The organism is Paenibacillus sp. FSL H7-0714 (assembly GCF_038003765.1).
Classification (GTDB): domain Bacteria; phylum Bacillota; class Bacilli; order Paenibacillales; family Paenibacillaceae; genus Paenibacillus_AQ.
The window spans coordinates 6,676,703-6,691,288 of sequence record NZ_JBBOPT010000001.1 but is presented as its reverse complement, the minus strand read 5'-3'; the positions used below and the strand labels follow the sequence as shown (position 1 = coordinate 6,691,288).

The following is a 14,586-nucleotide window of genomic DNA, read 5'->3' as shown; positions in this document are numbered from 1 at the left end:
ATTGTGATAAATATATTTGAATTAGGAGGAATAGAAAAATATGATTATTAAATAAATTCCTGAAAATGGATTCAGCTATATGGAATATTGGAAGGGGGATTAAGGTGAGACCAAGGTTTGTATTACCAGCGGCTTTATCTGTAGCTGCAATACTGTTACTGGTTAGTTGCAACCGTGGGGATTCGCCAGGGAAAAAGCAATCTGCGTCGGGGCAAGTTCAGGCAAGTCCGGTTGCGCCGGTAGCCTCTTCAAAGGTAGCGGGAAAACAGCTAGAAGCGGCGTTGTCTCCATTGACAGTGGAACAAAGATTAGAGGATTTTGATTATATGTGGAAGATTATTGAGGAGAACTACCCTTTCCTAGAGGTAAATAAGCGTCTAAATGGAGAGGATTGGCTTGCGAACAAAGAGGAGTACCGTAATGAAATTGCAGCAGTGAAGACAGATGATGAGTTTTTTAGACGAATGAAATTCGTACTTAGCAGGTTAAATAATGGGCATACCAATTTTTTATCTAAGGAAGAATATCCATGGTTTCTAAACGCCTATGTTCAGGCAGGTTTTGGTTATGAGCCTTGGATCAACGTGTTTCAACAGCCAAATGTGTTGGCTCGTTACAACCAGAAACCTTTAGCGGAGCAGCAAAGCTCTAATGGCATCGTTAACGATATGAATAGTGGTGAGGCAGGGAGTCAGACAGGAAAGACTTCCGGGAATGTAAAAAAGGTTATTATAGAGCCAGAGCAAATAGCGTATCTAGGCATGCGAAGCTTTGCTGGAAGTCTCATGGAGATGGATAGTTCGGAGATTCGTGATTTTTTAATAGAAGTTAAAGATTATAAGACATTAATTCTAGATATCCGCGGAAATGGCGGAGGAAACAGTAATTACTGGAGAGCTCATATTGCTCCTCTGCTGATCAATAAACCTATCGAATACAATACATACTTACTTTATACAAGAGGCAACTATGCTGAGACCTTTATGCAGGCACGTCAGATCACAAGGGGGCAGCAGCCTATTACCAACATCAAAGACGAACAGTTGCCTAATTTACCATCGGAAGCATTAAAAATGTTCAAGACATATAGTAAAAATACAGATGTAGTAATCCCTCAAGAATCCGTTGGTTTTAAAGGAAAGATCTATTTGCTGGTAGATAGCTCTGTGTATTCAGCGTCGGAAGGTTTTGCAGCATTTGCAAAAGGCACCGGGTTTGCGACGGTTGTTGGTGGCAGAACAGGTGGGGACGGACTAGGGATGGATCCACTTGTCGTTGCATTGCCTAATAGCGGTTATGTATTCAGATTTTCCTTTGAGATGGGACTTAACTCTGATGGAAGCTGCAACGAGGAAGTGAAGACAGTCCCTGATGTGGAGGTTGATCCAGATACTTCTAAGCCCCTATTGGATCAGCCGGCGGTGCAAAAAGTATTGGAACTTGCCAAATCCTATTGAAATGGGTTCGCTTGGATAAGGCTGGATTGACACAACTGTAAGACATCCGGTGTTGCTGGAGAATATGTTCTAATATATAATGGTTTAGATCGTATTACTTATTCGGATGATCAATTTAGCTGAAAATAGGAGTTGTCATATAAATGGCTTTGAAAGCGGGAATCGTCGGTCTTCCTAACGTAGGAAAATCCACATTGTTTAATGCAATAACGCAAGCGGGAGCAGAATCCGCAAACTACCCTTTTTGCACGATTGACCCTAACGTTGGTGTCGTTGAAGTTCCGGACGAACGTCTTGATAAACTGACTGAGCTGGTACAACCTAACAAGACTGTACCTACTGCTTTTGAATTTGTTGATATCGCTGGTCTTGTGCGCGGTGCGAGTAAAGGTGAGGGACTAGGCAACAAGTTCCTAGCTCATATTCGCGAAGTAGACGCTATCGTTCATGTCGTTCGTTGTTTTGAAGATGAGAACGTTACCCACGTGGATGGAAAAGTAAATCCGATCAGCGACATTCAGACCATTAATTTGGAACTGATTCTTGCTGACATTGAGAGCATTGAGAAGCGGATTGAGCGTTCCCGTAAGAACATCAAAGGCGGCGACAAGAAATACGCTCAAGAAGTTGAACTGCTTGAACGCGTCAAAGAAGTGCTCTACGAAGATAAACCTGCACGTAGTATAGAATTGTCCGATGACGAGAAGGTTATTATCCGTGATCTTCATTTGTTAACATTGAAGCCTGTGCTGTATGCAGCGAATGTAAGTGAAGAAGAAGTAGCAAGTGCTGAGAATAATCCTTATGTGCAGCAAGTACGTGAATTTGCAGCAACTGAAGGTGCTGAAGTTGTTCCGATCAGTGCTAAAGTAGAAGCTGAAATTGCCGAGCTTGAGGGCGAAGATAAAGCGATGTTCCTAGAAGAACTTGGGCTAGAAGAATCTGGTCTGAACCGCTTGATCAAAGCGGCTTACAAACTTCTAGGCTTGTATACGTATTTCACGGCAGGCGTTCAGGAAGTTCGTGCGTGGACCATTCGTAAGGGAACTAAAGCACCCGGAGCTGCTGGTGTAATTCACACAGATTTTGAACGTGGATTTATCCGTGCTGAGGTAGTGGCTTACGCAGATCTTTTGGCAGCAGGCTCAATGAATGGTGCCAAAGAACGTGGTCAACTGCGTCTAGAAGGTAAAGAGTATTTGGTGCAGGACGGCGACGTTATGCATTTCCGTTTCAACGTTTAAGAGGACTGAAGCATACTAATGATAAGAGGGTCATCTCAGTCGGTAGAGGGTATCTACTGCTGGGATGATCCTTTTTTTAAAATATAAGACATTTATTAAGGGATTTACGCGTACAGAACTGTAGCCATTTCACAATATCTTTGGTATAATATAAAGTCGTATATCTAATTTTATGACATATGTTTTAATCGCTTTATTTGCGAATTTGAAATTGAACTAGGAGAGGTGAATTCCCTTGTTGGACCGATTGCAATCCCTGGCGGACCGCTATGAGAAGCTCAGTGAACTGCTTTGTGATCCGGATGTTGCAAACGACAGTAAGAAACTGAGGGATTATTCCAAAGAACAATCAGACCTACAGCCTGCATTTGAGGCGTATACTGAATATAAGAGTGTAATGGAAGAGCTTGAAGCTGCTAAGCAGATGCAAGGCGAAAAGCTTGATGATGAGATGAAGGAAATGGTCAAGATGGAAATTGACGACCTTTCCAAACGTCAGGTAGAGCTGGAAGAGCAAATCCGCGTATTGCTACTGCCTAAAGACCCGAATGATGATAAGAACGTAATCGTCGAAATTCGTGGTGCAGCGGGTGGAGATGAAGCGGCATTGTTTGCTTCCGACCTTTATCGGATGTACACCCGGTTTGCAGATTCACAAGGCTGGCGCGTGGAGCTAATGGATGTCAACGCGAGCGATCTTGGTGGATTTAAAGAGGTAATCTTCCTTATTAACGGCCGCGGTGCATACAGTAAGTTGAAATACGAAAGTGGTGCGCATCGCGTACAACGTATCCCAGCGACTGAATCCGGTGGACGTATTCATACCTCTACTTCTACAGTATCGGTGATGCCGGAAGCTGAAGCATTTGAGATTGAAATCCATGATAAAGATATTCGTGTGGATACCTTCTGTTCAAGTGGTGCAGGCGGACAGTCTGTAAATACGACCAAGTCTGCAGTACGTGTAACCCATGTACCTACGGGCATCGTTGCTACCTGTCAGGACGGTAAGTCACAGAACTCCAATAAGGAAAAGGCGCTTCAAGTGCTTCGTGCCCGTATCTCCGATATGAAGCGGCAGGAAGAAGAAGCAAAGTATGCTGGTGAACGGAAGAGCAAAGTAGGTACGGGTGATCGTAGTGAGCGTATCCGGACGTATAACTTCCCGCAGAGCCGGGTTACAGATCATCGCATTGGCTTGACACTGCACCGTCTGGAGCAGGTTATGAACGGAGAAATCACTGAAATTATTTCGGCTCTTTCAATTGCTGAACAAGCTGATTTGATGGATAGTATGGACAATGGATAATAATGCTTTGAACGATGGCGTATTTGTCATGTCGGAAGTGAAAAGCATCCGGGAAGCCTTTGCGGAGGCTTCTTCTTTTTTGAGCCAGAGCGGTTGTAATGAACCGCAACGCAGTGCGCAATTACTGCTTGAGCATGTGCTAGGCTTGTCCGGGGCTGCGTATTATATGGCACTGGCGGATTCTTTTCCAGCTGCGGTCAAGGAACAGTGGGAGGCGGGAGTTACCCGCCGGAGTAAGGGTGAGCCGGTGCAATATATCATTGGCGAGCAAGAGTTCTACGGGCGTCCTTTTGAAGTGACGCCTGATGTGCTTATTCCACGGCCGGAGACGGAACTGCTCGTCGAGGCGATTTTGCGGTACGGCGCGGAGCTTTGGCCGGACGGCACGGTTGCGCCGAGTGAAGCGGCGCAGGAAGAAGGCGCTGCTTCGTTAGCAGCAGCGCAAGATCGTGCGGGCGGCGCGGAAGGTGGACGCGCCGTACGGCCGCTGACCGCCGTCGATATCGGCGCCGGCAGCGGAGCGATTTCCGTCACGCTGGCGGCGGAAGCGCCGGCGTGGCGGGTCTGCGCCGGCGATATTTCGCCGGCGGCCCTAGCTGTGGCGAAGCGCAATGCGATGCGCTCCGGCACAGCCGTGGACTTTCGGCTCGGCGATCTGCTCGAGCCGTTCGCGGGGATGGAGACGGATATTCTCGTCTCCAACCCGCCGTACATTCCCGGCGAGGATATCGCCGGGCTGCAGCGTGAGGTGCGCGACCATGAGCCGCGCACTGCGCTGGATGGCGGAGCGGACGGGCTGGACCCGTACCGCCGCATGATGGGGCAGCTGGCGCTGCTCCCGGCACCGCCGCGCCTGATCGGCTTCGAACTCGGCTTCGGACAAGCCGAGCAAGTAGCCTCGCTACTTGAAGCGGCGGGCCATTGGAAAGAGATCATCACCATTAATGATCTGGCTGGAATTCCACGTCATGTGCTAGGTATAGCACGATAATACTGCATGCTGTGCAGGGGACTCCTGTTGATCGGGGAGTAAAATTGTATTTTCAACCCGACTTCCTTTACAATAGAATTTAACCGGACTTCTTGGTGAACCATAAAAGAAAGCCCAGATTTAGAGTAGGGAGGCAGAACGTGCTTCAGAAGATTAAAAAAATTGATGGTGCTATCGTAGTCGTTCTGTTATTGCTCATGACTGTCAGCATCTTCGCCATATATAGTGTGACTCATGGAAGAGAAAAGCTGGACGGACATCATATCCGTATGATGATGTATTATGCAATTGGCTTTATTGCTTTTATTGGAATGACCTTTTTAGATTACAGAATTTTAGTGAAATACGCGCTATATATTTATTTGTTTGGAATAGGTATCCTGGTACTCGTCAGCTTTTTGGGCGAGACCAAGAATAATGCCCAAGGCTGGTTGTCCCTCCCTGGAGGACTGAGCCTTCAGCCTGCCGAGCTATTCAAGCTAATATTGATTCTATTTCTGGCAGCGATGCTTGTTCGTAAGAATAAGAGTAAACTCTTGTTTTGGCGGGATGTTGTGCCGCTCGGCCTATTAACCTTATTTCCGTTTCTTATTGTCCTTACACAGAATGACCTTGGGAATGCCTTGTCTTACATCGTGATTCTTGCAGGTCTGTTGTGGATTGGAAATATTAAGTACACTCACGCATTAATCGCTTTGGTGATTGTAGCAAGCTCTGCGATTGCCGGAATTATGAGTTATATCCATTATCATGACGAAATTAAAACGTTTCTTAACGATATTGGCCGTTCGCACTGGATTGAACGTTTCGACCCATGGCTTGTTCCGGATAAAGCGACAGCGAAAGCTCTTTATCATACCAAAAACGCCAAGCTTGCGATTGCCTCAGGTGGGATGAGTGGAGAAGGCTATATGAACGGTAGCTCTGTTCAGACGGATCGGGTGCCTTATACGTATTCAGACTCTATCTTTGTGCAGATTGCCGAGGAATTTGGCTTTGTCGGTTCTGCATTTGTGCTGCTACTGTATTTTATCCTGATTCACCGAATGATTCTGATTGCGCTGGAAGCCAGAGATCGAGCAGGTCCATTTCTGATCGTCGGCATTGTCGCGATGATGCTGTATCAGATTTTTGAGAATATTGGTGCGTTTATTGGTCTGATGCCTTTGACAGGTATCACATTGCCATTCATCAGCTTCGGAGGTACCTCCCTGCTTATTAACATGGCCAGCATTGGGCTGGTAATGAGCGTGCGTCTGCATGGTCAAGATGTAGAGGAAGATTTGCCTAAGCCTACTCCTTATGCAGCCGCCAAACAGGTTTAATCACTAAATCAAAAGACAACCGTCAGAAACTCATCTTTTAAGGATGGGAACTGGCGGTTTTTTATTTTGGGAATTGAATCTCTGATATCGGGTGTATTACATAAATTTGGAATTGTGGCCTTGAATGCTCTACAATAGAAAGGAGAGACTTTCCTCAGGTGAGGGTGGTTGGAACCTTAATAGAGTAAGGGGTTTGTGTATGCTTAAAAAGCTCAAGAAGATCGATAGCGTGATTCTTATTGTTCTGGTTATGCTGATGGTTATTAGTATTCTTTCGATATACAGCGTGACTAATGGTAGATTAGTTCAGAAACTAGATGGGTTCCATCTACAAATGCTTAAATACTACATTGTAGGGTTTGTAGCGTTTTTTGTGCTTACCTTCGTGGACTATAGGATATTTGTTAAATATGCTCTTTATATTTACATCTTGGGTATTGGTCTGCTAGTGTCGGTTAGTTTTTTTGGTAAGGTAAAGAACGGTGCGCAATTAGGGCTAGAGATAGGTGGACTTAGCTTTCAACCTGCGGAGCTTTTTAAGTTGATATTGATTCTTTTACTCGCGTCCATACTGGTCCGTAAACAAGGAGCCACGCTAACCTTCTGGAAGGGAGTCGTTCCGCTGGCGCTTCTTACATTGCTCCCTTTTGCCATAGTTATTGTACAGAATGATCTCGGAAATGCGCTAAGCTACATCGTAATATTAATCGGTCTTCTATGGATCGGGAATATCAAAATTTCACATGCACTCATCGGATTACTAATCGTTGGCGGATTGGGTCTTGCAGGAATTCTGAGCTATATTCACTATCATGATGAAGCGGTATATTTTTTTGAGGAAACCCTTGGCAGGAAGCATTTAGTGGATCGTTTTGATCCTTGGCTCGTACCTGATTTGGCGTCAGATGATGCAAGCTATCACACGAAAAATGCTAAAGTGGCTATTGCCTCCGGAGGGATGAGTGGCGAGGGGTACATGCAAGGAAGCTCTGTGCAGAGTAACCGTGTTCCATATACCTATTCGGATGCCATATTCGTACAGGTTGCGGAGGAGTTTGGGTTTGTGGGTTCAGCGCTGCTGCTGTTGCTCTTTTTTATTCTTCTTCATCGGATGATACTGATTGCTCTAGAGAGTAGGGAGCGTAGTGGTCCGTTTTTGATTATTGGAATTACGGCAATGCTGCTATATCAAATCTTAGAGAATATTGGAGCTTTTATCGGCCTAATGCCGCTCACGGGAATTACACTTCCGTTCATCAGTTATGGAGGCACATCTCTTTTAATTAATATGGCATGCATGGGGATTGTAATGAGTGTGCATCTTTATGGTCGGGATGTTGAGGAGGATTTGCAGTTGCCTAAGGCGCTTGCTGTAAAATTATAGATTTAATAGATTCATAGGTTTGCAGTCTCTCATCTCTGGACATACTACTAGCATGAGAGTTAAGAGGAGAGGGGCTGCGACAAATGAACGATAATCATATGGATAAAAGAGATTCCTTACGTGTAACTTTTAAGTATACTGCCATTTTAATTTGTTTTTTTATGATCGTTATCATGGCCTGGGAAGGTCAAAAAACCGATGCAGCAGTAGCCGAAGTATCGATTCCACAGGATTCTATCCGGCTGCGTATTCTGGCGAATTCGGACGGAACACAAGATCAACTAGTGAAGCGGCAAATCCGCGATACAATCGTAGAGCAAATGAACCAGTGGGTAACTGCACTTGAGGACCCACAGAGTTTAGAGCAGGCACGCGCTTTAATTAGAACTCATCTACCAGAGCTTAATGCACTAGTTGGATCGGAGCTAGAGAAACGTGGCATTCAATATTCTTATAAAGTTGAGCTGGGTGTAGTTCCTTTTCCGACCAAATTGTACGGTGGAACAGTCTATCCGGCCGGAGAATACGAGGCTGTTCGGGTAACGCTGGGTGAGGGAAAAGGGCAAAATTGGTGGTGCGTACTGTTTCCGCCGTTGTGCTTTATCGATGCGGGTTCTGGAGATGCGGCGGCACCTGCTGCTAACAAAGGGGCGAAGACCGTTTCGGCTGCCGGGGCAGATAGCGGAGTTAAGGCGCAACCGGCAGTAGGAACAGCTGTACAAGCAGATTCTTCGGCAAAGGATGTTGCGGCAGCGGATTCCGCAGAGCCAGAGGTACGGTTCTTCGTTTGGGAACTGCTGCAAAACCTTTGGAACTGGATTAGCGGATTATGGTCGTAATGCTGATGTTAGCCCTTTGGTTTTGTGGAAATGGTCTATAGTTTTGAATCTAGATATGTTACTATTTCATAAGCAGATCGACTGCGGCGCCTTCATTGGGGCCGCTTTTTGGTAGGATTAGAGTTAATGAACCTCAAGAGTATTTATCCTAAGATTGCAAGAAAAGCTATTGTTCAATATATATCCTGTAGAAAGCCTGTGATGAGAATGAATGAACCACACGACCCTTTATTCGCCGTTCAGCGGCGGAGTGGAAATAGAAATGAGACTGTATATTGGGAACTGGATTTGCTGGAAGATGCAGCTTCGGATTCCGGTGTACTTCAGCCAAGTGAGGAGAATAAGTTAGCCATCGTGGAGGCGGCAGCCATGCTTCGTGAAGGTGGAACGGTCGCTTTTCCAACCGAAACGGTCTATGGACTTGGAGCGGATGCACGGAATACTGCGGCAGTTGAGGCTGTTTTTGCGGCAAAAGGGCGACCGTCTGACAATCCCCTAATCGTGCATATTGCTGATCCAGGTGCTTTGGACGAGCTGGTTACAGAAGTGCATCCTACGGCTGCGGTATTGATGGATGCTTATTGGCCAGGACCGCTGACAGTTGTTCTTCCTGTTCGTGAGGGTGTTTTGTCATCCTGTGTAACGGCAGGACTGGACACGGTAGGTGTTCGTATGCCTGATCATCCGGTAGCTTTGGCGCTGATCAGTGCAGCGGGCTGTCCCGTTGCGGCACCTAGTGCTAACCGTTCCGGTCGTCCGAGTCCGACCTTAGCTTCACATGTGATGGAAGACTTGGCCGGATACATTGGCGGTGTACTTGATGGCGGCGCGGCTGGAGTTGGACTGGAGTCAACTGTGGTGCAGGTGCAGCCTGATGGAAAGGTTGCAGTGCTTCGTCCTGGTGGGATTACTTTGGAGCAGTTAGCTGCTGTAGTGGGAGCAGAAGCCATTGCTGCTGAGCCAGCTGTGGTTAAAGAATTTGGAACTTCCGCAGCAGCGGAAGCTCCAGTAGCCACTGCACCGAAGGAGTGCCACGGTGCAGAAGCTGTTTCCGACAGCTCGGCGCCACGCGCGCCGGGCATGAAGTACACGCACTACGCGCCGCGCGGCTGGCTCGGTGTGGTGAGCGGATCTTCTCCGCAACGTGTTGCGGATGAAGCCGCGAGTCTACTTCAGGCGGCACAGCTGAACGGCGAAGTGACGGGCTTACTCCTCTTCGAGGAGCATAAGCCCCTCTATCCCGCCGATCCTGCCGCCTGCGTTCTTTCCCTCGGCTCGTTATCCTCGCCGGAGGAAGGGGCGCGCTCCCTATATGCCGCGCTGCGGCGCTTCGATGAAGCGGGAGCGACTTACATCTTGGCCGAGGCTTGTCCGTATACGGGCCTCGGCGTAGCTATTATGAACCGGCTTATGAAGGCAGCCGGTGGTTCCGTCATTGATGCCGGATAGCCACGGCGACCTTTCTATCCAGCTATAGTATAGGTTCTTCGAATCTGAAATCTCCTATGAAGTCATGATTACCCCCTTGTCCGCATATCGTTGTTGTACAAGATATTTCGGACTTGGGGGGTTAAGCATGGGCATAGGAGATGTATATGCCGGTTGGGGACAGACAGTTACTATTGCTATAATGGCGATTGCATTAGGGATGGATGCCTTTTCGCTCGGAGTAGGGATCGGGATGAAAGGGATTCGTCTGCTGCATATTCTGCAAATGAGTGTGCTCATTGCTTTTTTTCATATGCTGATGCCTCTTCTAGGTTTATTGACTGGAAGTTATGTCGGACATTTGCTAGGTCAAGTAACAACTTATGCCGCAGGAGGGCTACTTGTGCTGTTAGGCGGACATATGGTGTATAACTCCTTTCGTCCGGAAGTGGTAGGTACGCGAGCTATGAATCACCGAACCTTATGGGGAATGCTGCTTCTATCACTCAGTGTAAGTGTGGATTCTTTTTCCGTTGGGGTATCCTTAGGGATGTTTGTGAATGGTGTGCTTCTGACTATACTAGCCTTTGGTGCCTGTGGAGGTCTGATGTCAATTATCGGCCTGCTTCTTGGCCGGCATGTCAGTCGTGGACTCGGGGAATATGGGGAAGCACTGGGCGGGGCTATTTTATTGGGGTTTGGCTTGCTATTCATCTTTTGATACAATAACGGCATTACAATATTTTAATTTCATGGGGGTGCAAAAGCATGCTGCATATTTTATTCGTCTGCACCGGTAACACATGCCGTAGTCCTATGGCTGAGGGGCTTTTACGAAAGCTTGCGAAGGAACGCGGAATCGACCTGGAAGTGCGGTCTGCAGGTGTATCTGCCATTTCTGGTACTTCTATATCGAGACATGCTGCAGCTATTTTGCGAGAAGAAGGCATTCATGATCATTTAGAGTCGTCGCAATTAACAGGGCAATTCGTCGCTTGGGCCGATCTTGTACTTACCTTAACCAGTGGACATAAGCAACATTTGCTACAGTATTTTCCGGATGCCGTAACAAAAACATATACATTGAAGGAATACGTGCATAACGAAGAAGCTGTGACTGAGGATATTAAAGAATTGGACAGCCTTTATGCAGATGCTGAGTTAAGCATAGCTCTAGGTGGTGAACCCAACGCAACGGATCTACAACGAATGATTGAAATCCGCCAGCGTATCCCAAGCTTTGATATTTCTGATCCATTCGGGGGTACGCGTGAAGATTATGAGCTTACTGCTGCTGAGATTCGCACTTCGTTGTTTAGTTTATTAGATAAACTGGAATCCTTACGCCATTTGTAAATGGTTGATTTTCAGTCGGCTTTGCTTTAAGATGAAAGTACAACTAATCGGTTCCGATGTAACTGGCGACAAATGTGGATCAAACCACGATGGAGCATCGGAATAAACGGCCGGTCGCCTGGGCAAAAGAGCAAATCCGCAGCTACCTGCGGACTGCTCTTTTTTGTTTAAATGAAGCTTGTTTGAAGCTTGAGGAGGTAGGGTGATGGACAAAGTTGTGGAGTTATCTTTAACTGAAGCTACTGTCACTGTGTTAAGGGAGTTGGCGGAAGCTGGTAACCTTGGATCTGGTAAAATTGTTGTCCTAGGAGTTAGCACAAGTGAGGTCGCTGGTGTCCGTATTGGAACCGGTGGTGCGCTTGAAGTCGCACAGCAACTGCTTGAAGGGGCTCGTTTGGTCGCAGCGGAAAAAGGATTTCATCTCGTTTATCAGTGCTGCGAGCATCTGAATCGTGCGCTTGTAATGGAACGCTCTTTGCTAGAGTCGCTTGGGCTAAATGAAGTTTCAGCTGTACCTATACCTGGTGCTGGCGGTTCGATGGCTGCGGCTGCCTATCGCTCTATGAAAGATCCTGTTCTGGCGGAAACGATAGAAGCGCATGCTGGCTTAGACATTGGTGAGACTCTTATAGGTATGCATTTGCGCCGCGTGGCAGTTCCTTTTCGACCGACCTTACGGTACATTGGAGCAGCTAGAGTGAACGCAGCATGGGCCAGAACTCCGCTTATTGGCGGCGAACGTGCGGTTTACCGCACTCTTGAACAGAGTGGTTCACAGGTTTGTGATTGATGAACTTAGATTTATGTTTTTGCAGAAACGTAGACCTAAAGCTTTTTCGTGGCGGGCAAATCGTTTCTATTTAAATACAACATATCTACACACACTAGGGAGGAAATAAGAACATGGAACAATTACGTAAGAGTGACCCGGCAGTACTGGAAGCAATGGAACTGGAACTGAAACGTCAGCGTGCCAACATTGAGCTTATTGCCTCAGAGAATATCGTTAGCGAAGCCGTAATGGAAGCCATGGGCTCAGTGCTTACGAACAAATATGCAGAAGGCTATCCAGGCAAACGGTATTATGGTGGCTGTGAAGATGTGGATATCGTTGAGAATCTGGCTCGTGATCGTGCAAAAGAATTGTTCGGTGCGGAACATGTCAACGTACAGCCTCACTCTGGAGCACAAGCGAATATGGCTGTATATCTCGCTGCACTTAACCCGGGCGACACGGTTCTTGGCATGAACTTGGCGCATGGCGGACATTTAACGCATGGTAGTCCAGTAAATGCTTCTGGATTACTCTATAACTTCGTAGCTTATGGTGTACAAGAAGATACTTTCCTAATTGATTATGACGAAGTACGCAAAGCAGCCTTCAAGCACCGTCCTAAGTTGATTGTTGCTGGTGCAAGTGCGTATCCGCGCATTATTGATTTCGAAAAACTTGGTGCTATCGCCAATGATGTCGGCGCGTTGTTTATGGTAGATATGGCCCATATCGCAGGTCTTGTTGCTGCTGGTCTTCATCCGAGCCCGGTTCCTCATGCTCATTTCGTTACAACTACAACACATAAGACTTTACGCGGTCCCCGCGGAGGTATGATTATGTGCAGACAGCCATGGGCGGCTGCTATCGATAAAGCCGTATTCCCTGGTTCCCAAGGTGGACCGCTGATGCATGTCATTGCGTCAAAAGCAGTCGCATTCGGCGAAGCTTTGCTGCCATCCTTTAAGACCTATGCTGAGAATGTAGTGAAGAATGCAAATGTTCTTGCAGAAACACTGATAAGCGAAGGGGTTAACATTGTATCCGGTGGTACAGATAACCACTTGATGTTGCTTGATACACGTAACCTGAACATTACCGGAAAAGATGCGGAAAAAGTACTAGATTCCATCGGAATCACTGTGAATAAAAACGCAATTCCATTTGATCCTACAAGTCCTTTCGTAACAAGCGGTATTCGTATTGGTACACCTGCGGTTACTTCCCGTGGTATGGACGAGCAAGCTATGGTGGTTATTGGCCGCATTATAGCTAATGTTCTGAAGAATCCGAAGGATGAATTGAAATTAGCTGAGGCAGCTCGTCAAGTTGCTGATTTGACGGATCAGTACCCACTTTATCCAGAACTGAAATACTAGTTCCTATTCGTATTCATTAATAAATTCACCTCCACCGAGTCCTGATTTTAGGGTTTGGTGGAGGTTTTTTGTTGTTTATTGTTCACAATATTATCTGGGTAAATTGATGGAAAATCATGAAATCAATCATGAAAGTTCATGGAACTTTCATAAACAATAGTGAAAAAAATGTGAATAGTATGAAAAATGTAAATTTGCACAACCTAATCTAGGTTTTATTCCAGAAAAGGCAATGGAATTACCAATCCTTACCTTTATAAGCGAAGGAAAATACAGGGGTAGGGGTTCAATATGGATACATGTGCCTTTCTAGGTGAAATGCGGCGATGGGAATGCTATAATAGACAGGATTTAGCCATAGAGAAGCAAAAGCGCTTTCTAGGGTTATAGACACGACTTACAATTACCGGAGGGACAGGAAATGGGAAAATTGGTGATTTGCGATCATCCTTTAATTCAACACAAACTAACATTTATTCGCGACGTAAGAACAAACACGAAGGATTTCAGAGAGCATGTTGACGAAGTTGCCACATTGATGGCTTATGAGATAACACGTGATATTCCTCTAGAAACCATTACAGTACAAACACCGGTCACTGAAACGGAAAGCAAAGTGATTTCTGGAAGAATGCTTGGGCTTATCCCTATTCTTCGTGCTGGTCTGGGTATGCTTGAGGGCGTTCTGAAGCTTCTTCCTGCTGCTAAAGTAGGACATGTTGGCTTATTCCGTGATCCGGACACGCTTCAACCGGTTGAGTATTACATCAAGCTTCCTACAGATGTACAGGAACGTGAGCTGATCGTAATTGATCCAATGCTAGCTACGGGGGGATCTGCGATTGCTGCTATTACCTCGCTGAAGAAGCGTGGCTGTACACAAATTAAAATGATGAACCTGATTGCAGCTCCAGAAGGTGTTGCTGCGGTTCAAGAGGCTCACCCAGATGTTGATATTTATGTAGCTGCGCTTGATGATCATTTGAATGAGCATGGATATATCGTTCCAGGACTTGGCGATGCTGGAGATCGTTTGTACGGAACTAAGTAAATAGTAATTCGTAATAGGATATAAGAAATTTGATTATTTTTTGATGAGAGG

13 protein-coding genes and 1 riboswitch are annotated in these 14,586 nt (G+C 46.3%); all 13 genes read left to right on the top strand.

What is annotated here, in order from left to right:
- Nucleotides 1–104 precede the first annotated feature (104 nt).
- Nucleotides 105–1,457: a S41 family peptidase gene (locus tag NST34_RS30180; RefSeq protein ID WP_341059279.1), complete on the top strand. Its 1,353-nt coding sequence runs from the start codon at nt 105–107 to the stop codon at nt 1,455–1,457.
- A 143-nt stretch (nt 1,458–1,600) separates the two neighbouring features.
- The gene (gene ychF / locus NST34_RS30175; protein ID WP_060625988.1) at nt 1,601–2,701 is read left to right on the top strand and encodes a redox-regulated ATPase YchF; all 1,101 of its coding nucleotides are present in this window, start codon (nt 1,601–1,603) and stop codon (nt 2,699–2,701) included.
- Between the two features lie 235 nt (nt 2,702–2,936).
- Nucleotides 2,937–4,010: a peptide chain release factor 1 gene (gene prfA, locus NST34_RS30170; RefSeq protein WP_042192496.1), complete on the top strand. Its 1,074-nt coding sequence runs from the start codon at nt 2,937–2,939 to the stop codon at nt 4,008–4,010.
- Entirely contained in the window at nt 4,003–5,001 is a 999-nt protein-coding gene (gene prmC / locus NST34_RS30165; RefSeq protein ID WP_341129357.1) for a peptide chain release factor N(5)-glutamine methyltransferase, read from the top strand. Before prfA ends, prmC begins: the two co-directional genes overlap by 8 nt.
- 140 nt (nt 5,002–5,141) lie before the next feature.
- Nucleotides 5,142–6,326, top strand: coding sequence for an FtsW/RodA/SpoVE family cell cycle protein (locus NST34_RS30160; protein ID WP_042192492.1), 1,185 nt, complete (start codon nt 5,142–5,144; stop codon nt 6,324–6,326).
- Between the two features lie 199 nt (nt 6,327–6,525).
- A complete protein-coding gene (locus NST34_RS30155; protein WP_076285647.1) occupies nt 6,526–7,710 on the top strand; it encodes an FtsW/RodA/SpoVE family cell cycle protein in 1,185 nt (394 codons plus the stop codon).
- Between the two features lie 83 nt (nt 7,711–7,793).
- Complete coding sequence (gene spoIIR, locus NST34_RS30150) at nt 7,794–8,549, top strand: stage II sporulation protein R (RefSeq protein WP_081382658.1); 756 nt, start codon at nt 7,794–7,796, stop codon at nt 8,547–8,549.
- A gap of 207 nt (nt 8,550–8,756) precedes the next feature.
- On the top strand, nt 8,757–9,998 hold the full coding sequence (locus tag NST34_RS30145; protein WP_076285717.1) for an L-threonylcarbamoyladenylate synthase: 1,242 nt from the start codon (nt 8,757–8,759) through the stop codon (nt 9,996–9,998).
- 127 nt (nt 9,999–10,125) lie between these two features.
- Nucleotides 10,126–10,698: a manganese efflux pump MntP gene (locus NST34_RS30140; RefSeq protein ID WP_042192488.1), complete on the top strand. Its 573-nt coding sequence runs from the start codon at nt 10,126–10,128 to the stop codon at nt 10,696–10,698.
- A 47-nt stretch (nt 10,699–10,745) separates the two neighbouring features.
- Nucleotides 10,746–11,333 (top strand): low molecular weight protein arginine phosphatase, encoded by a 588-nt coding sequence (locus NST34_RS30135; RefSeq protein ID WP_076297917.1) that lies wholly within the window; start codon nt 10,746–10,748, stop codon nt 11,331–11,333.
- Between the two features lie 48 nt (nt 11,334–11,381).
- A riboswitch (ZMP/ZTP riboswitch) is annotated at nt 11,382–11,464 on the top strand.
- 74 nt (nt 11,465–11,538) lie between these two features.
- Entirely contained in the window at nt 11,539–12,123 is a 585-nt protein-coding gene (locus NST34_RS30130; protein ID WP_341129356.1) for a TIGR01440 family protein, read from the top strand.
- 113 nt (nt 12,124–12,236) lie between these two features.
- Nucleotides 12,237–13,484, top strand: coding sequence for a serine hydroxymethyltransferase (gene glyA / locus NST34_RS30125; protein WP_341059281.1), 1,248 nt, complete (start codon nt 12,237–12,239; stop codon nt 13,482–13,484).
- A 421-nt stretch (nt 13,485–13,905) separates the two neighbouring features.
- Nucleotides 13,906–14,535: a uracil phosphoribosyltransferase gene (gene upp, locus NST34_RS30120; protein ID WP_042131376.1), complete on the top strand. Its 630-nt coding sequence runs from the start codon at nt 13,906–13,908 to the stop codon at nt 14,533–14,535.
- Nucleotides 14,536–14,586: the final 51 nt, after the last annotated feature.